The organism is Polaromonas sp. P1_F6 (genome assembly GCF_056405695.1).
On the sequence record NZ_JBFUBQ010000002.1, the window covers coordinates 400,569 to 421,363 of the forward strand.

A 20,795-nucleotide genomic window follows, 5' to 3' on the forward strand; every position below is an offset into this window, starting at 1 on the left:
AATCCAACATCCTGTCTATGCATACACGTGCCGATTTCATCCAGCGGCACGTCAGCCGCTTCAGCAATGAGCCTGCCGTAGAGCGCCAGCTCGTACGCGACTTCTTCGGCGGCAAGACTGGCTTTTATGTTGATATAGGGGCTAACGATCCGGTGCTGGATTCGCAATCGCAGCATCTGGAACAGATGGGTTGGACGGGCCTTCTCGTGGAACCTGACCCGGACTGTTGTGAGCTGCTGCGCAGGAGTCGAACCGGCGTGGTCATTGAAATGGCTTGTTCCAGCGCTGAAAACGCAGGAAGGTACCTGGATTTGAATCGGGCCGGACCCCATTCAACGCTCGAAGCGAGGCCTATTGCCATGGGCGCCGTGGTCCGTTCAACGGTACAGGTACGGTGCGAGACGCTGGATGCCATCCTGGAAGGAAATGCTGTGCCAGAGGGGTTTGATTTCCTGTCGATCGACATCGAGGGGCACGAACTGGTTGCGTTGTCCGGTTTCAACTTTGCACGCTGGCAGCCCCGCCTGGTGCTGATTGAGGATCACGTGACCCATCATAAAAAACACGACCTGATGCGCGGCAACGGCTACCAGCTGATTCTTCGAACCGGCTTGAACAGCTGGTACGTTCCGGCGAAAGCGTCCTACACATTTTCCTGGCCGGCTCGGTTTGAATACCTGCGTAAGTACTACCTGGGGCTTCCATTGCGCAAATTTCGTTACGCACGCCCCGGCACAAAAACGGATACGGGAGACATATGACCGAAGAACCCGCAGAGCGTGTCGTACGCGCGGCGCCTCCAGTGGTGCCGGGCGATCCTGAACAGCTGCATGTTCGGGTTCCGGTCGATATCCGCAGCATGTCGCTCGTGGTACTGGCGGGTCTCGCCTGCCTGTTTGTACTGCACTGGGCCAAGGCCGTCTTTATTCCGGTGATGCTGGGTGTGCTGTTCAGCTATGCTTTTTCACCGGTGGTCAACTGGTTTGAAACGAAACGCGTTCCACGCTGGCTGAGCGCTGCCGTGGTGTTGCTGACGATTGTGGGCAGCATCGGCACCACGGCGTATTCGCTCAGCGACGAAGCGGCGCAGCTGCTGGAAGCGCTGCCGGCTGCGGCACAGAAATTCCGCCAGGCCGTGAAGGTGCGCACCAACCAGTCTGACAGCGCCCTGGAAACCGTACAGAAAGCCGCCGCACAGCTTGAACAGGCCGCGCAGGAAAGCGCTGCGACCAGCAGTACGCGTGGGGCGATGCGTGTCGTGGTTGAGCCTGCCCGTTTCAACATCAAGAATTATCTCTGGTCAGGCACCATCGGGCTGATTGCACTGATCGGCCAGGCGACCGTGGTGGTTTTTTTCACCTACTTCCTGATGCTTTCGGGCGACAGCTTCCGGCGCAAGCTGATCAAGCTTGCGGGCTCCAGCATCAGCAGCAAAAAAATCACGCTGCAGGCTCTCAATGAGATCACCGACCAGATCCAGCGCTACCTGCAGGTGCAGCTCCTGACCAGTGCGCTGGTCGGGGTGCTGACCTGGCTGGCGCTCTGGGCGCTGCGGCTGGAAAACCCCGCTGTGTGGGGCGTTGCCGCTGCCGTGCTGAACCTGATTCCTTACGTAGGCTCTCTGGTCACGGCGGCGACGTCGGCCCTGGTGGCCTTTATGCAGTTTGGCTCGCTCAACATGGCGCTGGCCGTGGGGGGGGCCTCGCTGGCCATTCATACCGTGGTGGGCAACCTGTTGACGCCGTGGCTTACCAGCCGCGCCAGCCGCATGAGTCCGGTGGCGGTGTTCGTCGGCTTGCTGGCCTGGGGCTGGCTCTGGGGGGTGTGGGGCCTGTTGCTCGGCATTCCCATTCTGATGATTGTCAAGTCGATTTGCGACCGCATCGATGACCTGAAGCCGATTGGTGAGTTTCTCGGCAGTTGATGTGGCCCCCACGGTCGCTCACTTCGTGTAGCTCCCTGCCCCCCGAGGGGGCCGCCCGCCTGTGGCCCGGCAAAGCCGGTTCCACGGCTCATGCTGGTATGAGAGACTGGCCGTACGATCCTGATTTAGTTAATGAAATGAAAGAGGTAACGCGATGATGGAACTGTTGACGGATCCGCAAATGTGGATCGCTTTTGCCACGCTCACTGCGCTGGAACTGGTGCTGGGCATCGACAACATCATCTTTATTTCCATCCTGGTCGACAAGCTGCCCAAGGACAAACAGGAGCTGGCAAGGCGCCTGGGCCTTTTTATGGCGATGTTCATGCGCATTGGCTTGCTGTTTGTGCTGTCGTGGATCATCGGGCTGGTGGACCCGCTCTTCACCATCCTGAAAGAGGAAATTTCGGGGCGCGACCTGATCCTGATTGCCGGGGGCCTGTTCCTGATCTGGAAGAGCACCGGTGAAATCCACCAGTCGATGGAGGGCGAAGAAGGTCATGCCTCCAGCGGGGTCAAGGCCACGTTTGCGGCTGTGATCGTGCAGATCATGATTGTGGACATGGTGTTCTCGCTGGATTCCATCATCACCGCCGTCGGCATGGTGGACAGTCTGCCGGTCATGATTGCCGCGGTCATCGCATCGGTGGGCTTGATGATGCTGTTCGCTCCGGCCATCGGCCGCTTTGTGTCCGACCATCCCACCATCAAGATGCTGGCGCTGTCTTTCCTTGTCGTCGTGGGTGTGGTGCTGATCGCTGAGGGCCTCGACCACCATGTGCCCAAGGGCTATGTGTACTTTGCCATGGCGTTTTCTGTGGCGGTGGAAATGCTCAACATCCGCATGCGCAAGAAAAAGAGCAAGCCGGTACACCTGAGAAATGCCTATGCCAATGGGGATAAGGGCGACAAGGCTGATGGCGCTGACGGCCGTAAGACCTGACGCTGAGCTGTGCCCGTGACGCGCCTGCGCTGCGCCGCGTGCCTTCGCCCGCAGGGTGGCTGCATCTGCAGGTGGGTTACCCCCACAGCGCATGAAACCGGGGTGCTGATCCTTCAGCATCCGCTGGAGGTTGACCACGCCAAAAACAGCGCTCGCCTGCTGCACCTGAGTCTGCCGTGCAGCCGGATGCTGACGGGCGAGTGTTTTGATGAAGCTGGTTTGCGTGATGCGCTGCAAGGACCGGAGTATGTGGTGCTGCTGTATCCGCAGACGCCGGATGATGCAGCGCCCGTCCTGGATCCCATACAACTCAACGACGCGGCACGTGTGCTGCTTGTCGTACTGGACGGCACCTGGCGCAAGAGCCGAAGGATGCTGCACCGGAGCCCGTTGCTGCAGCAATTGCCGCGCCTGTCGCTGGAAGATGTACCGGCTTCCGGCTACCGGATCCGCAAGGCCCACAAGCCGGGGCAACTCTCAACGCTGGAGGCTACCTGCGCAGCGCTGGCGCAACTGGAAGGCCATGCTGAAAAATACCACCCGCTGCTCAAGGCGTTTGACGGTTTTGTGGCGCAGCAGTTGGCGTTTGTTCCGAAGTAGTTCGACTTGATCCCGGTATTTTGGTCAGTCGCCCAGGTCAATCAGACCGGCCAGCGGCACTCCGCTGGGGGCCTCATAGTCCGCAATCACGGCCGCGCGCCCTGTATGCGCTGAAATGTCTTGAAGCCGTCCTTTGACGAAGGCAATCGAGGGTGCATCCAGCGCGGCAAAGGGCTCATCCAGCAACAACACCGCCGCACCCGACACAAACGCCGCTGTCAGCCAGACCTTGCGCTTCGACCCGGTGGACAGCATGAAAAGCTGCTTGCCCATGTGCGGCTCAAGCCCGAGGCCGTCGACCAGCGGCGCTACCAGAGCCGCATCAAAACCCGGGTACCGGCTGCGAACATCTTCGAAATACTGCGCCGGCGTGAGTTGATCAAACGTGTCGGCGCGCGGCTCCATCCAGAAGAGCTGCCGGCGGTAAGCGTCGGGCTTGTCTTTGAGCGAGATGCCATTGAGCGTCAACTTTCCCTCATCGGCAGGCAAGGCCCCCGCCAGTAATCGAAGCAGGGTGCTCTTGCCGCGCCCGTCGCCGCCTTGCACCAGCGTGACGCCTGGCGGGATTTCGCCGGACCAGTTGGCAAGGATTTCAACCTGTGGGTTGGGGTAGCGAAACCACAGGTTTTCGATGGTGAGCATGGCTGGCGGGGTCAAGGTTTTACATCCAGGGGATAAGGCAACGCAGAGACGGGAAGTTCTGCACTACAAGGGCGTACAGGCCAACGCTGGCCAGGCATACCAGACTCGTCATGGACCAGATGCGGGCCTTGCGCCCCAACGTTTGCGCGCGAGGGTCTTCAATTTTTTTGTATTCACCGTGAAGAATGAGAAACCATTGCACGCCCGCCTGGCTGTGTTCCCCGTTTTCCGGCATGAGCCATTTGCTTCGCAGGGCCAGCTCTTTCCATCGTGTGGGGTGGTGTTCCTCGATGTAGTCCTCAAATCGGCATTGATCGCCATAGCCGAAGACGCCACACGCGAACATGCCGACAAAGAGCCATATGACAATGGTTTCAACGGGAGAGCACATGGGGTAAGGATCTGATTCTGAGGCTATCGAGGCACATTTAAATGATCAGGCTAGTGGCAATGTTAATCTGCGTTTTTTTGAGACATCTCTTAGCCCAATTTGCAGGACATCACCACGTCAGATCGCACAGTTCCAAGCTTGTACGAATGGGTAGGCGGCCTCGACGCCTTGACCCGATTGACCACGCGTTTCTATGAGCACGTGAAGAAGGACGTCTTGCTGGGGCCTGTGTTCGCGCACATGGACGACAGCCACCCGGCCCATGTCGCCGCATTTCTGGGCGAAGTCCTGGGTGGACCCACGACCTATTCGGAGCAGCATGGCGGCCATCCGCACATGATCCGGCAGCACCTGAACCGGCATCTGCTGCAGGAGCAGCGGCGCCGCTGGGTGGCCTTGCTGCTTGAAACGGCGGATGAACTGGGCATGCCCGACGACCCGGAATTCAGGTCGGCGCTGGTGGGATACCTTGAGTGGGGTTCGCGACTGGCCGTGATCAATTCGCAGCCGGGTGCCACGGTGGACGCTGATGCGCCCATGCCGCGATGGGGCTGGGGTGAGGTCAAGGGGCCTTACATTGGCTAGCTGCTTTATTTGACGAGGAGATTGCAGAGATGAGCTTCGGAAAAACCACCCCCATCCTTCGCATCTTCGATGAAGCCAAGGCCCGGGAGTTTTACATCGATTTCCTCGGTTTCAAGGTCGATTGGGAGCATCGCTTTGAGCCCGGCATGCCGCTCTATCTGCAAATATCCAAAGGCGGCTGCGTGCTGCATTTGTCGGAGCACCACGGCGACTGCAGCCCGGGCACCGCGATGCGGATTGAAACGGACGAGCTTGACGCGTTTCACCAGCAGCTTTTGGCGAAGAACTACAAACACGCCCGTCCCCGAATTGAAGACACAGCGTGGGAGAGCCGGGACATGTCGATCAGGGACCCTTTTGGCAACCGGCTGACATTTACCAATGCCATCAGCACCTGACCGCACTTTACAAACCGGATGAATCTCACGCCGGCGCGCTCTAAAACCCCAAATCTTGACTGCCGTCAAGAACGCCGTGTCAGGTGGAGCCCCGCTCTTGATTTTCGTCAAGAATACTTCGTTGCTACAGGTTCACCATGAGTGCTGCTGAAGGAGACACCCATGACCTCGACCCACGCGCCCCCTCTTCCAGGCCTCGCCTCACGCTGCTACCGGCTGACGCGGGGAGGCCGCGCCTGCGTGGACACGGTCAATACCAAAGCGCAGGCCACAGGCTCGTTGTCACGCTACTTGCACGATGTATTGGAGATGTGCGGCGCGGGCGTGTGGTTTGAGCAGTTGCAGCAGTTCATGCCGCCCCGATCGCTTGACGAATCCTTGCGCTCATTGCTGGCGCTGGGCCTGATTGAAACCGTGGATGCGGGCGAGGTGCCCGTGTACCTGCCCCCTGCGAGGCATCGCACGCCGTCGATGTTCGGCGACCTGACGAATGCCGGAGGCGCCCTGGAGTCAAAGAAGGGGCGTTTATAAGCAAAAAAAGGCTTCCAGCCCTTACCTGAAAAGCGCGAGTAGCTATTAAATCAATAGCGACCCGAAATTCAGCTTGCTTCAGCCTGCACCAGCAACGCCGCTTGCGCCGGCAGCTCGGCCAGCATCACCACTTGTCCCGGCGTGATTACCAGGTCGGGCTTGAAGCTGTCTTCTGCGGCAAGCCCTGCGCGTTGCCACCGAAGCTTCACCACGCATTCCTGCAGGCGCAGCGTGATCTCAAACGAGGGCCAGTGTGCCGGCACGCGGGGCGACAGCGACAGCGCGCCTTGCTGCACCCTTAGGCCCAGAATGTTTTCCAGCGCCGCGCGGTGCAGCCACGCAGCCGAGCCGGTGTACCAGCTCCAGCCGCCGCGGCCTACATAGGGCGCCGCGCCATAGATGTCACCCGCCATCACGTAGGGCTCCAGCTCATAGGCGGGGCCGCGAACGGGGTGCTCGCTGCGGTGGGCCGGGCTCAGTGCCTTGAAGCTTTCCCAGGCGGCTTCGGTGTCACCGGTGAGGGCTTGCGCCATCATGGCCCAGACGGCGGCATGCGAGTACTGGCCACCGTTTTCACGCACCCCCGGCGGGTAGGCCTGGATGTAGCCCGGGTTGTTGTCCGACTTTTCCAGCGGCGGCGCCAGCAGGCGCAGCAGGCCCGCTTCGTTGTCTACCAACTGTTCATTCATGGCCTGCATGGCCGGGCCGATGAAGGCCTCGGTGGAAGCGCCGGAAAGCACCGACCAGGCTTGGGCAATCAGGTCGATGCGGCATTCGTCATTGGTGGAGGAGCCGAGCGGTGCGCCGTTGTCGAAGAACGCCCGGCGGAACCAGGCACCGTCCCAGCCCGCGTCGTGCAGGGCGGCAACCCAGCCGGAACGGGCCTGGCGCCAGCGCTGCGCGCGGCCGTCGTCGCCGCGCGATGCGGCCAGGGGCAGAAAGTCATTGACCACGCGGCATAAAAACCAGCCCAGCCAGACAGACTCGCCGCGGCCTTCGTGGCCCACGCGGTTCATGCCGTCGTTCCAGTCACCCGTACCCATGAGCGGAAGGCCGTGTGCCCCGATGGCCAGGCTGCGGTCCAGGGTACGGGCGCAGTGTTCGAACACCGTGGCGGTTTGCCCGCTGGTTTGCGGCGCGTAATACGCGTCTTCCGCACCTTCGGGAATCGACGGCCCGTCGATGAAGGCAACCTCTTCATCCAGGATGCTGGCGTCTCCTGTGACCTGGACATACCAGGCGCAGGCATAGGGCAGCCACAGCAAATCGTCCGAAAAATGGGTGCGCACTCCCTCACCGCCGGGCGCGTGCCACCAGTGCTGGACATCCCCCTCGGGGAATTGGCGCGAGGCGTTCAGCATGATTTGCGTACGCAGGCGGCCCGGTTCAATGACGGCGAAGGCCATGGCGTCCTGCAACTGGTCCCGAAAGCCGAATGCGCCGCCGGCCTGGTAGAAACCGGCCTTGGACCACAGGCGCGATGCCAGGGTCTGGTAGAGCAGCCAGCGGTTGACCAAAGCGTCAAACAGCGGATCGGGCGTTTGCACCTGCACTTTGCCCAGCAACCCGGACCAATAAGCCTTGACCTGTTCAAGCGCCTGTGCCGCATCTTTGCCTTGCCAGCTGCGGGCCAGTTGTAGTGCCTGCGTGGCGTCGCCGGCATGGCCGAGCAGAAAGGTGAACGCAAGAGTCTGGCCGGGAAACAGGGAGAACTCGCCTGCCAGCGCGGCGCAGGGGTCCGCGCCGCCGGCGGCATTCTGGCCCAGGGCGGAAGGAAGCACCAGCCGGCCCGTTGCGTCGAAAAATTCGCTTCGGTCGCAGGTCCACTCGGGTGTGCCGGGCAAACCGGTCAGCGACAGGAACGCCGTGCTGCCGCCGAAGCCCGCCCGGCTTTCACGCTGCTGCGCAAACACGGCTGTCAGCAGGCTGTCTTTGTCTTTCCACGCATGTATGGTGCGGCGTTCGTGGCGTGCAGCACCCATCTGCCATTCGACCATGGCCAGGGCGCGCAGCTTGCGCGTGGCGCTGCCCTGGTTATGAAGCGTGACCTGCACCAGTTTGACCGGATCAGTTTGAGCAACAAAAAAAGTGGTTTCCGCATGAAGCGCACCGTGCTGGCATTCGAATACGGTGTAGCCCTGGCCGTGACGCACACGGCAGGCAGGCGCCGGGCCGTGTTGTGCCGACGGGCTTAATGCCAGCACTTGCTGCGTGTCCACGTCCTGCAGCAGATAGTGCTCGAAGGTGGGATCCGCCACCGGATCGTTGGACCAGGGCGTGACCTGGTGCAGCCGGCTGTTGACCGCCCATGTGTAGCCGGCACCGGTCTCAGACACCTGAAAGCCGAAAGAGGGATTCGCGATCACGTTGATCCATGGTCGGGGCGGGCGGTGCAGGCTGTCAACGTCAAAACGGAACTCGCCGGTGCCGGCATCGAAGTGTCCCTGGGGTGTCTGCAGTGCACCGGGCTGACCGGTGGCGCTGGGAGAACCGGTAGAGCCGGAGGAGGGCGCCGGCAGCGGACGCGTGGCGGAGCCCGCACGGCGCTGGGCGTTGGCCGTGCTGCGTAGCGCTGCGGCCTGTTGTTCAAGCGGCCTGCCGTCTGCCACCAGAATGACGCGTGCCAACCCCGTCAGCGCGGCTTTTTCCGAGGGCACGATTTCCTGGTCGCGCAGCAGGTAAAAGCCACCGGCGTCGCTGCGCGGAAAGCTGTTTTCCGTTTGTTGCAGTGTGCGGTCGCGCAGCGCCAGGATGTCGCGTTGCAAGGGCATCAGGTAGGAGTTGACTTCGCTGTTGAGGATGACCACGTCGGTACCCAGCCCGCAGAAACTCCACCAGGGTTGGGCCCGCAGCAATGAATGCACCAGTGCCATCCCGTTGCTGGAGTGGATGAGCACCAGTACGATGGGTTTGTCTCCCGAGATGCCGAAACGCCAGAGCTGGCGCTGGTCCAGCAGGCCGCGTTCCGCCATCGGCCGTGCGCAGCTGTACATCAGTGCGGTGTTGAGGTCCTGCAACGCCGCATTTTCCTCGGGGTCGACCCCGAGGTCGCGCAGGCGCACCTGGGCCAGCGTGGCGGCCATCCGGGTAGCGCGCTCCACGTGCATGGGCTGCAGGTATTTGTCGATGCGTGCCGCGAGTTCGTCGCTGCTGGACGCGGCGGCTGTGGCAAAGCTGAGCCGGGCCACGCCGCCTGCCGGAATGCGGATGCGAAGGCGCAGGCCCGCAACCGGGTCCAGCCCGTTGATGGGCGAGCCGTCCTGGCCATGCGCCTCGGCCCGCAGTGCCGGGTGGCCCGGCTCCCGGTTACGGCCCAGAAAGGCGCGCCGGTCCGAGATGAAATCGATGGCGCGTACGTTGGCTTCCGAATTGGCAAGAAAATGCGCGACCGCCATGACAGGATCGCCCTGCAGCCGGGGTTTGCGCGACAGCAGCAGGGCGCGCCATTCGGGATGCCAGCGTGTCTGGACAAACAGGTTCGAAAATGCCGGATGGGCCTCGTCGGCGCGCGGGTCGGTCAATACCGCTTCAAAGCATGAAATCACGTCGAGCGTCATCTCCGTGGCCGACAGGTTGCGCAGCGTGACGTTGCGCATTTCAGTGTCGTCCTCGGGACTGACCAGCACGCTGGTGCTTGCCTCCAGCTGATCGGAATTCACGTCAAATTGCACGCGGTCCGGCAGGTAGGTGGCCTTGTATTGCCAGCCGGGATGCGGCGCCGGATGTTGCGTCAGGGACCATGCCTGCTCCTGGCCGGACGGACGCAGGTAGATGAAGGTACCGCAGGCATCGCGCAGCAGGTCGTCGCGCCAGCGGGTGATGTTGTAGGTCTTGCCTGCGGTGCGCCAGCGGCTGACACCGGCCCCATTGGCGCGCAGGGCGACGCTGTAGCGCCCGTTGGACAGCAGCTGTGTAGGTTGCCAGCCGGGCATGGCCGGGTCGATCTCACGTGAATGGTACAGCCGGGCTTCGGCCAGCTCCGCGGGTTCGGGCAATGCGCGCGGGTCTGCGCTTTCGATGATCTGGCGCGGTGTCTTTTCATGCAGCAGCGATTCGAACGCCTGCACCAGCGGGGTCGAAGCGAACCAGCGGCGCGGTGCTTCGTTGCACAGCACATTGCACAGTGCCACCAGCGACATGCCCTGGTGGTGCGCCATGTAGGTGTTGACCAGGCTCATCGCCTGGGCGCCTGGTTGCCTGGCGACGGTGAAATCCAGCGCATCGGCAAAGCCGTATTCGCCGCGCGCACCCCATTGCTCAAGCTGGCGCAGGTTCGCCACCGCTTCTTGCGGCGTGAACTGGGACGCCATGATGCTGGCATAGGGCGCCACAACGCGGTCGGCAGGCGGGGTCCGCCGAAGGGCCAGTCGCGGCACGCCAAACGGCGAATACTGGTAGGCCAGCGTATGGTCTTGCCCAAAGTAGGCCGACTCCGAAACGCCCCATGGCAGGCCCTGTGCCTGGCCCCAGGCCTGCTGCTCCTTGACGGCCGCAAGGCCGGACACATGCAACAGGCCTTCGTCGGGCTCGCTCATGACCAGCGAAGGCATCAGGTATTCAAACATCGAGCCCGACCAGGACTTCAGGCCGGGCGTTACGCCCACCGTCAGGAAGGCGCGGCCCAACGCCAGCCAGTGGCGCCGCGGCACATCACCTTTGGCAATCGCCAGGAAGCTGGTCAGGCGCGCCTCCGAGGCGATCAGGTCGTAATAGCTGGCGTCAAGTGCCTGCTCGTGCACACGCAGCCCGATATGAAACAGGTGGCGCTTGGGGCTGTAAAGGCCGCCGAAATCCATCGCCATACAAAGCTTTTCACAGCGGGCTCCCAATTCCAGGAGTTCGGCGGATTCGCCTGGCGATGTTTCCTGGTGCGCCGCCAGCTGGCGAACACACTGCGCGACGGCCAGCAGGTGGCCCGCCAGGTTACCGCTGTCTACGGTGGAAACATAGGCCGGAGGCAGCACTTGCAGCGACCGGGTTTCATACCAGTTGAGCAGGTGGCCCTGGTGCTTGGGCAGTGCTTCGACCGTCCCCAGCGTGGCGCCCAGCCGCGCGATCAGCTCGGTGGTGGATATCCAGTTGAACTCGCGCGCACAGGCTGCAGCCATCAGGTACAGGCCGATGTTGGTCGGCGAGGTGCGGTGTGCGATCGTCGGTTCCGGTTCCATCTGCAGGTTGTCCGGCGGCAGGTGGTGGTCTTCGGGGCCGACGCAGCGTTCAAAGAAGCGCCAGGTCTGGGCCGCCAGCTTCATGAGGTAGGCGCGGTCTGCGGCGCTGAGTGACAGATATGGCGCGCGAACAGCCGGCTTGCTGCCCCACCAGGCCACTGCGGGCGCCAGCGCCCACAGCAGGAAAAGCACCGGGCCGATCAGGGGATGCGGCCCCCAGCATGCGGCCGTGCCCAGCGCGAGGCATAACGCGGACACCGGGGCATGATTGCGGACAAAAGCGCCCAGCGTGTACTGGGCGGAAGCCTGCGACTGGGCGGCGGTGGTCCACTGCAGCAGATGGCGGCGGCTGATGGCCATGCGCCAGAGGGCCCGTGTGATGGCGTCGAACGACAGGGCAGCCAGGGCGGGCAGCTGGCTCAATTGCCAAAGCGCCTGCGCCATGCTGCGCGCCACATCGCGCATGCCGACGTCAAAGAAGTGCCCCCAGGCGATGCCTCGCCGTGTGGGAACCAGCCCTGCCAGCGCACCCATCAAGGGGCCGGCCAGGAATGCCAGCACGGTGAAAACCAGTGCCGTCGCCACAGGCAGCGCACCCGTGAATATTGTCCAGGCCACAAGCGCGAAGCAGGCCGGGGCGATCATCGAGCGGCGCAGGTTGTCTGCCATGCGCCACAGGCCCAGGGCATCGATGCCGTAGCGCTTCGCATGCAGCATCAGCGGCAGCAATTGCCAGTCGCCGCGCGTCCAGCGGTGTACGCGTGATGCGGCCACGCCTGCGTGATGTGGGTGGTCTTCCATCAGCACGACGTCGCCTGCGTAGCCGCAGCGGGCGATGCTGCCTTCCAGCAGGTCGTGGCTCAGGATGGCGCCCTCGGGCATGCGGCTGTCCAGCACGGCATGCACGGCCTCGACATGCAGCAGGCCCTTGCCGATGAAGTTGCCCATGCCGAACACGTCCTGGTACAGGTCGGAGGTACCGTTGCTGTAAGGGTCCAGGCCGCGCTGGCCTGCAAACATCGCATGGAAGGGGGAACGCTCGTGGTGGGCCGACAGGGGCATGGCCACGCGGGGCTGCAGGATGCCGTAGCCGGCGGTCACGCGCCGCGTCTCGCGGTCGACGTGCGGCGTGTTCAGCGGGTGCGCAGCGATGGCCACCAGTTCGCGCAGGGAGCCCGCCGGCAGGCTGGTGTCGCTGTCGAGCGTCAGCACGTAGCGTATGCCCGGCGCCAGCCGCATGTTGACGTCCACAGGGACAAACGGCGATGACGAGCGTCCGGCCAGTTGCCGCAACAGCATTTCAAGCTTGCCACGCTTGCGTTCCGCCCCGATCCAGCGGCGCTCTGTCGCGGACCAGCTGCGCGGGCGGTGCAGCAGTAAAAATCTTGCCGGTGAGTCGGAGCTCGCCGGCGGGCAGGCTGCGTTGAGTGCGCGCAGTTTGACAAGGACGTCTTCGAGCAGCTCTGAATCGCCGGCCAGGCTCTCGGCGTCGGCGTCAGCCCAGTCTGTCAGCAGGGCAAACTGCGCATGGGTTTCGCGGCCGGCCAGCCAGTGCAGCTGCAGGCGGTGCACCAGTTCGCTGTTGGCGCAAGCTGAAGAAAGCATCGAAGGTATCACCACCAGCACGCGGTGTTCAGCCGGGATGCCCGTGCTGAAATCGAGACGGGCCAGGGGCTGTATGCGTGTGGATTCGGCGATCAGCCGGTGGATCAGCGCAGCGACCACTTCCGACGCGGGCCAGGCCATCAGCACCAAGGCTACCCATGCCGTCCAGGGTAGCGTGGCGAGCGGGTGTGCGGCCCAACTGAGCAATGCAGCGGTTCCGGCAATCCATGCGGCCGCGTAGAGCGGCAGGCGCCAGGCGCGTGGTGTTTCGGGGGCCGGCAATGGTTTGTGCGGCGCTGCGGCGGGCTGCAATGCTGCTTCCAGCAGGGGGCGGCCCGGCCCTATCAGGTAGTAGCCGGCGGTGTGTGCCGCCAGGGAGTTGTTGGGCTGGTGCGCGGCGGCCAGCACCGCTTCGGCGACGGCGCGCTCGGATTTACCGGTTTGCTGCGCCAGTCGCTCCATAGCGCGCGTGATCTGTTGGCGCGTCATCTCGCTTTCGCGGGAAAAGCTCGGCAGCCGGCGCAAGACCTGCAGGGAATGGCTGACCGGCTCGATCAGCTCCACCCACTCCACCTGGCCTATGAGCCGCAGGGTGGTGATGATGTTGCTGACGGTCAGGTTGGCGGCGACCTGGGTGGTTTGCCCTTCGCCGATCATGCCCAGGGCATCGCCGCAATGCTTTTCGGTCCAGCGGACGAGAGGTGGCGCCGAAGGCGAGTCCGGCTCTTCACGTTCGGCAGGCATGCGCTGCCAGAGCTGCGTGAGATAGCTGCGTTCAAGGCCATGGGCCTGCATCAGGCCGTACAGCTCGTCGAGTTCCTGCAGGCTCAGTACGCCGGCCTTGTCCCAGGTGGCATGCGCCACTTCACGGGCCACCTTGTTCCAGGCGATGCGGTCGGCCATGCGGCGCAGGTTTTCCAGCAGGACCACACGCAGCGTGGTCGGCAAGGCCCAGAGTTCGCCGAGATTGAGTTCACTGACCTCCTGGTAGGCATGCAGGAAGGCCGTGAAAAGCTCCGGGTCCAGCACGCTGTCGGTGTGCGCTACATAGGCCCATGCAATACCGTACACCCGGGGAAGGCCCTCCAGCGGCTTGCTCGCCAGTTTGGGCAAATCCGCGTAGTAGCGGTGGGGGACGCCATCCTGGATCTGTTGCAATTGGGCTTCGACAAGGTGGAAGTTGTCGAGCAGCCATTCGGCGGCCGGCGTTACGTAGTGGCCTGTCAGCGAAGTCAGGGCGATGTAGTCGTAAGCAAGGCGGATCGCGGCGATGTTTTCCTGGACGCGCGGGAAAAAAGGCGGACCGTGATCAGGGCTGCCGGCAGGCCTGATGGGTTGGGCTGCGGCCAGGCTGCGGCCGTGTTCTTCAAAGCGCTGCGCACCGAAAAGTTCAGCGCGGATGGGCTGCTCTGCGCCGCCCTGGCGGGAGGCGAGCAGTTGCCGGGCGTAGGCGCTTAGGGTGTCCAGCCGCTCGATGACAGCGGGGGTCACGCGCTCAGGCTACGGCTAACAGGCCAAGAAAAATAGCCAGTATGGCCGCGACTGTGATGATGCGCGGTGAGGCCAGGGAGTGCGCGGACTGAAGCCCGGACTGGAGCGTAAAAAACCGGCTGCGCGAATGCGCGCACTGATCCATGTGTGACGCCAGATCGGCGGCGTCGGTGGAAACAAAATCGTTTTGAATGGCGGACGGTGAGTCGGCCATGATCTCCAGGGTAGTCATGATTTTGCGCTCCGGGGGTAGCTGGTTTGGGCAACGCGTGGCGAAATACCCGCATTGCTCCGTGTCTGACACCATGCTACGCACCGGCCCCTCGCGGGGCCATCAGAAGACGCTGGAGTTTGTCTAGGACAAGGCCTACAGTATGCGCCCCTGGTAATACCCCCACAGCGGGGAATCTCTCACGCGCAGCATGGCTGCCCGTTGTTCACGGCCATTCAACCTGTGTTGCGCAGGCCCGCGGCAATCCCGTTGATGGAAATGTGAATGCCGGTTTGCACCCGCTGGTCGGCCTGGCCGGCGCGGTAGCGCCGCACCAGCTCCACCTGGAGGTGGTGCAGGGGGTCGATGTACGGAAAACGGTGGCGGATGGAGCGCTGCAGGGCGGCGTTGCCCGCCAGCCGCTGCTTTTCCCCGGTGATCAGCGTCAGCGCCTCGGCCGTGCGGTGCCATTCGGACTCAATCGCACTGAAGATTTTTTTGCGCAGGCGCGCATCGCCCACCAGCTCCGAATAACGTGAGGCCAACGCCAGGTCGCTCTTGGCCAGCACCATGTCCATGTTGCTGAGCAGGGTGCGGAAAAACGGCCACTGCTTGTACATTTTTTGCAGCAATGCCAACGCTTCCCTGCGGCTGGCGGGCGTACCGCCCTGCTGGAGGAATTGCTCGATGGCCGAGCCGAAGCCATACCAGCCGGGCAGGGTCAGGCGGCACTGGCCCCAACTGAAACCCCAGGGAATCGCACGCAGGTCTTCAATTTTCTGCGAAGCTTTGCGTGACGCCGGGCGGGAGCCGATGTTGAGTTCCGCAATCTCGCGGATCGGCGTGGAGCCAAAAAAGTATTCGGTGAACCCCGGGGTTTCGTAAACCAGGTTGCGGTAGGCGGCCATGCTGGCCTGTGACAACTCGGCGGCGGCTTGCAAAAAGGCCTTGGTAGCGGGCTTGGTCGGCTGCAGCAGTGTGGCCTCCAGCGTGGCGGCGACCAGGGTTTCCAGGTTGCGCCGGCCGATTTCCGGATTCGCGTATTTGGAGCCGATCACTTCTCCTTGCTCGGTCAGGCGGATCTGGCCTCGTACCGTGCCGGGCGGCTGCGCCAGGATGGCCTGGTAGCTCGGACCGCCGCCGCGGCCGACCGTGCCGCCGCGGCCATGGAACATGCGCAACTGGATGTTGTGCGAGTTGGCCAGCTCGTCGAACAGCTCGACCAGCGCGATCTCGGCGCGGTACAGCTCCCAGTTGCTGGTGAAGATGCCGCCATCCTTGTTGCTGTCCGAGTAGCCGAGCATGATGTCCTGCTCGGCACCGCTGCGCTTGACCAGCTGGGCGATGCCGGGCAGGGCGTAGAACTCGCGCATGATGGGCGCGGCATTGCGCAGGTCTTCGATGGTTTCAAACAGCGGCACGACGATGAGGTCGTTGGTGGCATGGCTGTCGAGCGTGGCGTGCATGAGGCCGACTTCTTTTTGCAGCAGCAGAACCTCGAGCAGATCGCTCACGGTCTCGGTATGGCTGATGATGTAGTGGCGGATCGCTTCCTTGCCGAAGCGGGCGCGCGCGGTGCGGGCCGCCTCAAAAATCGCCAGTTCACCGCGGGCGTGGGCTGAATAAGCGGTGCCGACCACGCGCAGCGGCCGTGCATCGTTGAGCAGGCCCATCAGCAGTGCGCGTTTGGCCGCTTCGTCCAGCTTGCCGTAATTCGCCTCGATGCGTGCAACGGCCAGCAGCTCGGCCACCACTTCTTCGTGCTTGTCGGAACTCTGGCGCAGGTCGACCGTGGCCAGGTGAAAACCAAACACTTCGACCGCGCGGATCAGCGGGTGCAGGCGCTGGGCGATCAGCGCTTCACCGTGATGGGCCTTGAGGGATCCTTCGATGGTGCGCAGGTCGGCCAGGAAGTCTTCCGACTTGAGGTAGGCGTTTTGCGGTGCCACGGCATGGCGCGCGGCATCGCCGCCGGTCAGGTCCTTGAGTGTGGCGGCCAGGCGTGCGTAGACGCCGGTGAGGGCGCGACGATAGGGCTCGTCCTTGCGGTGTTCGCTGGTATCGGGCGAGCTTTCGGCGAGCAGCCGCATCGCGGGGCTGAATTCGACCAGCATGGCTGACAGCGAGAGCTCGCCGCCCAGGAAATGCACCTCGGTCAGGTAGTGGCGCAGCGCCACTTCTGCCTGCCGGCCCAACGCGTAATTGAGGGTGTCGGCGCTGACGTTGGGATTGCCGTCGCGGTCGCCGCCTATCCATTGGCCCATGCGCAGAAAGCTGTGTACCGGCTGGTTGCCCAGCTCGCGTTCCAGGTTGGCGTAAAGCTTGGGAATCTCCCGCAGGAAAGTGGCTTCGTAGTAGCTCAGCGCATTTTCGATCTCATCGGCGACGGTGAGTTTGGAAAACCGCAGCAAACGGGTTTGCCACAGCTGCATGACGCGGGCGCGAAGCTGCGCTTCATTGGCGGCCAGCTCGCGCGGTGTCAGCGCGTCCTTGGCGGCATTGACAGCTTGCGCCAGCGCCTTGATGTCGTCCCGCGCTGTCAGCAGCAGGGCGATGTCGCGCTCGGCGTCCAGGATGCTTTTGCGCTGCACCTCGGTCGGGTGGGCGGTAAGCACCGGCGAGACAAAGCTGTGCGCCAGGGTGGTGGAAATGGTTTTGGTCGAGATGCCGGCCCAGCGCAGTCGGGCCAGCGCCACGTCGATACTGCCTTCCTGCGTGTCGCCTGCGCGCTCGTGGACCGCGCGGCGGCGGATGTGGTGGCGGTCTTCGGCCAGGTTGGCCAGGTGGCTGAAATAGGTGAAGGCGCGGATCACGCTGACCGTCTGGTCGCCGGACAGGCCCTTGAGCAATTTCTTGAGCGACTTGTCGGCTTCGGGATCGGCGTCGCGCCGGAAGCTGACGGAGAGCTTGCGCACCTGCTCGATCAGTTCGTAGGCGGCAACGCCTTCCTGCTCGCGGATCACGTCGCCCAGAATGCGGCCCAAGAGGCGGATGTCTTCGACCAGCGGGCGTTCGTTGTCCCTGGAACGAGTGGACGACTTACCGCCCCCACGTTCACCCACTGCGTGTGGTTCTCTGCCCCCCGAGGGGGCTGGCCTTGCTTGGGGCGGCCCTGCGCTGCGGCCGCCGCTCTTGTCGCTGACAGCGGAGTTATTCCTTTTTACGCGCGCGGAAGTGACCATCTCTGCCCTCTAGTTCTTTAGCCTTGCATGCTAGCATTCACTTCCCCCCAAGTATTACAAGCAGGTTACGAGTGTCCGCAGCGTTTGAATCCAGACCGAATGATATGAAAAAAGTGGTCATCGCCACCCGCGAAAGCCGTCTGGCGATGTGGCAGGCCGAGCATGTGAAGGCGCTGCTGGAGTCGCGCCTGGGCTGGCAGGTCGAGCTGCTGGGCATGACCACACAGGGTGACCAGATCCTGGACCGCTCGCTGAGCAAGGTCGGCGGCAAGGGCCTGTTCGTCAAGGAACTCGAGGTAGCGCTCAGCGAAGGCCGGGCCGACCTGGCAGTGCATTCGCTCAAGGATGTGCCCATGGACCTGCCCGAAGGTTTTGCGCTGGCCTGTGTGCTGGAGCGCGAGGACCCGCGCGATGCTTTTGTCTCTAATCAATTTGCCACACTCGCGGATCTGCCGCAGGGCGCCGTGGTGGGCACTTCCAGCCTGCGCCGGCTGGTGCTGCTCAAGGCCATGCGCCCCGACCTGGTCATACAGCCGCTACGCGGCAACCTCGACACGCGCCTGCGCAAGCTCGACGAAGGCCAGTACCAGGCCATCGTGCTGGCGGCTGCGGGCCTGAAGCGCCTCGGTCTGGAATCACGCATCCGCAGCGCATTTGAGCCCGAAGACATGTTGCCGGCCGCAGGCCAGGGCGCCCTGGGCATTGAAGTGTGCGCCGATCGCGCCGACCTGATGGCCGCGTTGGCCACGCTGGCGCACCAGCCGACCTGGCTGGCCGTGACGGCCGAGCGTACGGTGTCGCGCGCCATGGGCGGCAGTTGTTCCATGCCGCTGGCGGCCTTTACGCAGGGTGCCGCCAATGGGGACGCCATGCAGCTCAATGCCGCCTGGGGCGACCCGGCCACCGCCGAGGCGCCATCCGCCGCCGCAGGCCCGCTGGCGCCGCTGGTGCAGGTCAACCAGACCGCCGTGGTGCGCAGCTTTGCCGAGGCCGAGGCCCTGGGCGAGGCCGTGGCGGCGCAATTGCGCGCCGGCGGCGCCGTGTGGGCCGGCAAAGCCCCGGGCGCCTGATGCCGCAGGCGCCGGTGCCTTCGACTGGCGCTATGACCCGCGTCATCGTGACGCGGCCCGCGCAGGATGCGCAGCACTGGGTGCAGCAACTGCAGCAGGGGGGCTTTGCCGCTGAGGCGCTGCCGCTGATTGACATCGCCCCCGCTCTGGTTACGGCCGCGCTGGAGCGCGTCTGGCAAACACTGGGCCAATACGCCGCCTGCATGTTTGTCAGCGGCAATGCGGTGGAGTACTTTTTCAAGAAAAAAATGGCTGTAACCCATAAGGGACGTGCGCAAGCAGCTATCAATAACATAGCGAATGCCGATGCAATGCTGCCGGCTGCGCTGCGTTTCCTTGCGCCCGGGCCGGGCACTGTGGCGGCTTTGGTAGCCGCCGGGGTACCTGCCGGGCAGATCGATGCGCCGCCGGCCGATGCGGCCCAGTTTGATTCGGAAGCCCTGTGGGCGGTGACAGGCCTGCGCGACTGGCACGGCAAACGCGTGCTGGTGGTGCGGGGGGAAGGCGCTGTCTCGTCTGGGGCCACGGCATCTTCCGGCCGCGACTGGATCGCCCGCCAGTGGGAGGCCGCTGGTGCGCAGGTGGATTTTGTGGGGGTTTACCGGCGCCTTGCGCCTGTGCTCAGCGAAACACAACTTCAGCGCGCGCGCGCGGCCAGCGTGGATGGGTCTGTATGGCTCTTCAGCAGCTCTGAAGCGGTGGCCAACCTGACGGCCTTGCCTGCGCTGGCCGGGGTGGACTGGCGCCGCGCCCGCGCGGTGGCCACGCATCCGCGGATTGAGGAAGCCGTGCGTGCTGCCGGTTGGGGTGTTGTTGTGGCGTCACGTCCTGCCCTGAAGGACATCAGGGACACACTTGCCTCGATAGAATCTCTTTATCCATGAGTGACAGCCCTAACGCCCAGCCTCCATCCTCCACGCCAGACAACGAGCCGGTGCTGGAACGCGCGCTGGTGCCGCTTCCCCCGCAACCCGTTTCGCCCGACGTCTGGGTGGTGCCGCGCAAATGGGCGCTGCTGGTTGCCGCGCTGGCGGCTGCGGGCTTGCTCGTAAGCGGCTTGCTGTGGCAAAAGCTCGGCAATATCCAGGAAGAGCTGGCCCGCCGCAGCATTGATTCCGGCGCGCAGGCCATTGAAGCGCGCACACTGGCGCGCCAGGCCCAGGAAGGTACGCGCGAACTCTCCGCACGGCTGGCCATCCAGGAAACCCGCATCAGCGAAGTCAGCCTGCAGCGCACCCAGCTGGAGGAGCTCATGCAGAGCCTGTCGCGCTCGCGCGATGAGAATCTGGTGGTCGATGTGGAGTCGGCCCTGCGCCTGGCCCAGCAGCAGGCCCAGCTCACCGGCAGCGCCGAACCGCTGCTGGCCGCGCTCAAGTCGGCCGACCAGCGCCTGTCGCGCGCCGCGCAGCCGCGCCTGAACCCGCTGCAACGCGCCATTGCCAAAGACATGGACCGCATCAAGGCCGCAACGCTGACCGACGTGCCGGTTCTCATGCTCAAGCTCGACGAACTGGTCCGCATGGCAGACGACCTGCCGGTGGCCAACGCCATGGTGGCAGCCGGCCAGCGTGCATTGCCCGCTGCGGCCGCGCCGGCCTCCGCGCCGCGCGCTGCTGCGTCGGCCGCGTCTTCCGCCGGAAAGTCTTCCATGCTGGGATTCGACAAGCTGGCTCTCGATGCCTGGTCGCAGCGCACGCTGGACAACCTGCGCGAAGAAGCACGCAAGCTGCTGCGCGTGAGCCGCATTGACCAGCCCGAGGCCGCCCTTGTGTCGCCGGAGCAGTCGTTTTTCCTGCGGGAGAACCTCAAGCTGCGCCTGCTCAATGCGCGCCTGGGCCTGCTGTCGCGCCAGACGGATTCGGTGCGCGCCGACCTTGGCAGTGCCAATGCCTGGCTGGGCAAATATTTTGATGCCTCGTCCCGCAAAACGCAGGCCGCAGCGCAGTTGCTGGCCCAGGTCCAGGGCCAGCTGAAAACCAGCGAGCTTCCGCGCCTGGACGAAACCATGGCCGCGCTGGCCACAGCGGCCGCAGGCCGCTGAGCGGGAAAAGGCA

The 20,795-nt window shown here is 63.8% G+C and carries 15 protein-coding genes; 10 read left to right on the top strand and 5 right to left on the bottom strand.

Going from position 1 to position 20,795, the window contains the following annotated elements; genetic code table 11:
* The first annotated feature begins 17 nt into the window (after positions 1-17).
* From AC1DY9_RS07780 to AC1DY9_RS07795, 4 genes are all read left to right on the top strand, one after another.
* Positions 18-761 carry an FkbM family methyltransferase gene (locus AC1DY9_RS07780; protein ID WP_477666218.1) on the top strand — a complete coding sequence of 248 codons (744 nt, stop codon included), beginning with the start codon at positions 18-20 and terminating at the stop codon, positions 759-761.
* Positions 758-1,924, top strand: coding sequence for an AI-2E family transporter (locus AC1DY9_RS07785; RefSeq protein WP_457279423.1), 1,167 nt, complete (start codon positions 758-760; stop codon positions 1,922-1,924). The genes AC1DY9_RS07780 and AC1DY9_RS07785 overlap by 4 nt, the downstream gene beginning before the upstream one ends.
* A 154-nt stretch (positions 1,925-2,078) precedes the next feature.
* Positions 2,079-2,867: a TerC family protein gene (locus AC1DY9_RS07790; protein WP_457279422.1), complete on the top strand. Its 789-nt coding sequence runs from the start codon at positions 2,079-2,081 to the stop codon at positions 2,865-2,867.
* A 9-nt stretch (positions 2,868-2,876) separates the two neighbouring features.
* Entirely contained in the window at positions 2,877-3,467 is a 591-nt protein-coding gene (locus tag AC1DY9_RS07795; protein ID WP_457279421.1) for a tRNA-uridine aminocarboxypropyltransferase, read from the top strand.
* A gap of 24 nt (positions 3,468-3,491) precedes the next feature.
* On the opposite strand, the gene AC1DY9_RS07800 is transcribed toward AC1DY9_RS07795, so the two are convergent.
* The gene (locus AC1DY9_RS07800) at positions 3,492-4,109 is read right to left on the bottom strand and encodes an ABC transporter ATP-binding protein (protein ID WP_457279420.1); all 618 of its coding nucleotides are present in this window, start codon (positions 4,107-4,109) and stop codon (positions 3,492-3,494) included.
* Positions 4,110-4,128: 19 nt separating this feature from the next.
* Entirely contained in the window at positions 4,129-4,500 is a 372-nt protein-coding gene (locus tag AC1DY9_RS07805; RefSeq protein WP_477666219.1) for a hypothetical protein, read from the bottom strand.
* A gap of 138 nt (positions 4,501-4,638) precedes the next feature.
* Between AC1DY9_RS07805 and AC1DY9_RS07810 the strand changes: the two genes are divergently transcribed.
* The 3 genes from AC1DY9_RS07810 (at position 4,639) to AC1DY9_RS07820 (ending at position 6,014) form a co-directional block, all read left to right on the top strand.
* Positions 4,639-5,085, top strand: coding sequence for a group II truncated hemoglobin (locus AC1DY9_RS07810; protein ID WP_477666220.1), 447 nt, complete (start codon positions 4,639-4,641; stop codon positions 5,083-5,085).
* A 29-nt stretch (positions 5,086-5,114) separates the two neighbouring features.
* The gene (locus AC1DY9_RS07815; RefSeq protein WP_477666221.1) at positions 5,115-5,483 is read left to right on the top strand and encodes a glyoxalase superfamily protein; all 369 of its coding nucleotides are present in this window, start codon (positions 5,115-5,117) and stop codon (positions 5,481-5,483) included.
* A 162-nt stretch (positions 5,484-5,645) separates the two neighbouring features.
* Entirely contained in the window at positions 5,646-6,014 is a 369-nt protein-coding gene (locus tag AC1DY9_RS07820; protein ID WP_477666222.1) for a hypothetical protein, read from the top strand.
* Between the two features lie 68 nt (positions 6,015-6,082).
* Here AC1DY9_RS07820 and AC1DY9_RS07825 read toward each other — a convergent pair whose 3' ends face one another.
* The 3 genes from AC1DY9_RS07825 to ppc form a co-directional block, all read right to left on the bottom strand.
* Positions 6,083-14,278 (bottom strand): GH36-type glycosyl hydrolase domain-containing protein, encoded by an 8,196-nt coding sequence (locus AC1DY9_RS07825; RefSeq protein WP_477666223.1) that lies wholly within the window; start codon positions 14,276-14,278, stop codon positions 6,083-6,085.
* Positions 14,279-14,282: 4 nt separating this feature from the next.
* Positions 14,283-14,510, bottom strand: a complete 228-nt coding sequence (locus AC1DY9_RS07830; protein WP_457279414.1) for a hypothetical protein — start codon at positions 14,508-14,510, stop codon at positions 14,283-14,285.
* Positions 14,511-14,725: 215 nt separating this feature from the next.
* Complete coding sequence (ppc, locus tag AC1DY9_RS07835; protein WP_457279413.1) at positions 14,726-17,671, bottom strand: phosphoenolpyruvate carboxylase; 2,946 nt, start codon at positions 17,669-17,671, stop codon at positions 14,726-14,728.
* 104 nt (positions 17,672-17,775) lie between these two features.
* Between ppc and hemC the strand changes: the two genes are divergently transcribed.
* Genes hemC through AC1DY9_RS07850 form a run of 3 tightly spaced genes read left to right on the top strand, consistent with a single transcriptional unit; the run spans position 17,776 to position 20,782 of the window.
* A complete protein-coding gene (gene hemC, locus AC1DY9_RS07840; protein ID WP_477666224.1) occupies positions 17,776-18,741 on the top strand; it encodes a hydroxymethylbilane synthase in 966 nt (321 codons plus the stop codon).
* A 32-nt stretch (positions 18,742-18,773) separates the two neighbouring features.
* On the top strand, positions 18,774-19,625 hold the full coding sequence (locus tag AC1DY9_RS07845; RefSeq protein ID WP_477666225.1) for a uroporphyrinogen-III synthase: 852 nt from the start codon (positions 18,774-18,776) through the stop codon (positions 19,623-19,625).
* Complete coding sequence (locus AC1DY9_RS07850; RefSeq protein ID WP_457279410.1) at positions 19,622-20,782, top strand: uroporphyrinogen-III C-methyltransferase; 1,161 nt, start codon at positions 19,622-19,624, stop codon at positions 20,780-20,782. Before AC1DY9_RS07845 ends, AC1DY9_RS07850 begins: the two co-directional genes overlap by 4 nt.
* Positions 20,783-20,795 lie beyond the last annotated feature (13 nt).

Excerpts from the sequence above, each read along its gene's own strand:
- AC1DY9_RS07780 (WP_477666218.1), top strand. The coding sequence starts at position 18 with ATGCATACACGTGCCGATTTCATCCAGCGGCACGTCAGCCGCTTCAGC.
- AC1DY9_RS07785 (WP_457279423.1), top strand. The coding sequence starts at position 758 with ATGACCGAAGAACCCGCAGAGCGTGTCGTACGCGCGGCGCCTCCAGTG.
- AC1DY9_RS07790 (WP_457279422.1), top strand. The coding sequence starts at position 2,079 with ATGATGGAACTGTTGACGGATCCGCAAATGTGGATCGCTTTTGCCACG.
- AC1DY9_RS07800 (WP_457279420.1), bottom strand. The coding sequence starts at position 4,109 with ATGCTCACCATCGAAAACCTGTGGTTTCGCTACCCCAACCCACAGGTT.
- AC1DY9_RS07805 (WP_477666219.1), bottom strand. The coding sequence starts at position 4,500 with ATGTGCTCTCCCGTTGAAACCATTGTCATATGGCTCTTTGTCGGCATG.
- AC1DY9_RS07815 (WP_477666221.1), top strand. The coding sequence starts at position 5,115 with ATGAGCTTCGGAAAAACCACCCCCATCCTTCGCATCTTCGATGAAGCC.
- AC1DY9_RS07820 (WP_477666222.1), top strand. The coding sequence starts at position 5,646 with ATGACCTCGACCCACGCGCCCCCTCTTCCAGGCCTCGCCTCACGCTGC.
- AC1DY9_RS07830 (WP_457279414.1), bottom strand. The coding sequence starts at position 14,510 with ATGACTACCCTGGAGATCATGGCCGACTCACCGTCCGCCATTCAAAAC.
- ppc (WP_457279413.1), bottom strand. The coding sequence starts at position 17,671 with ATGGTCACTTCCGCGCGCGTAAAAAGGAATAACTCCGCTGTCAGCGAC.
- hemC (WP_477666224.1), top strand. The coding sequence starts at position 17,776 with ATGAAAAAAGTGGTCATCGCCACCCGCGAAAGCCGTCTGGCGATGTGG.
- AC1DY9_RS07845 (WP_477666225.1), top strand. The coding sequence starts at position 18,774 with ATGACCCGCGTCATCGTGACGCGGCCCGCGCAGGATGCGCAGCACTGG.
- AC1DY9_RS07850 (WP_457279410.1), top strand. The coding sequence starts at position 19,622 with ATGAGTGACAGCCCTAACGCCCAGCCTCCATCCTCCACGCCAGACAAC.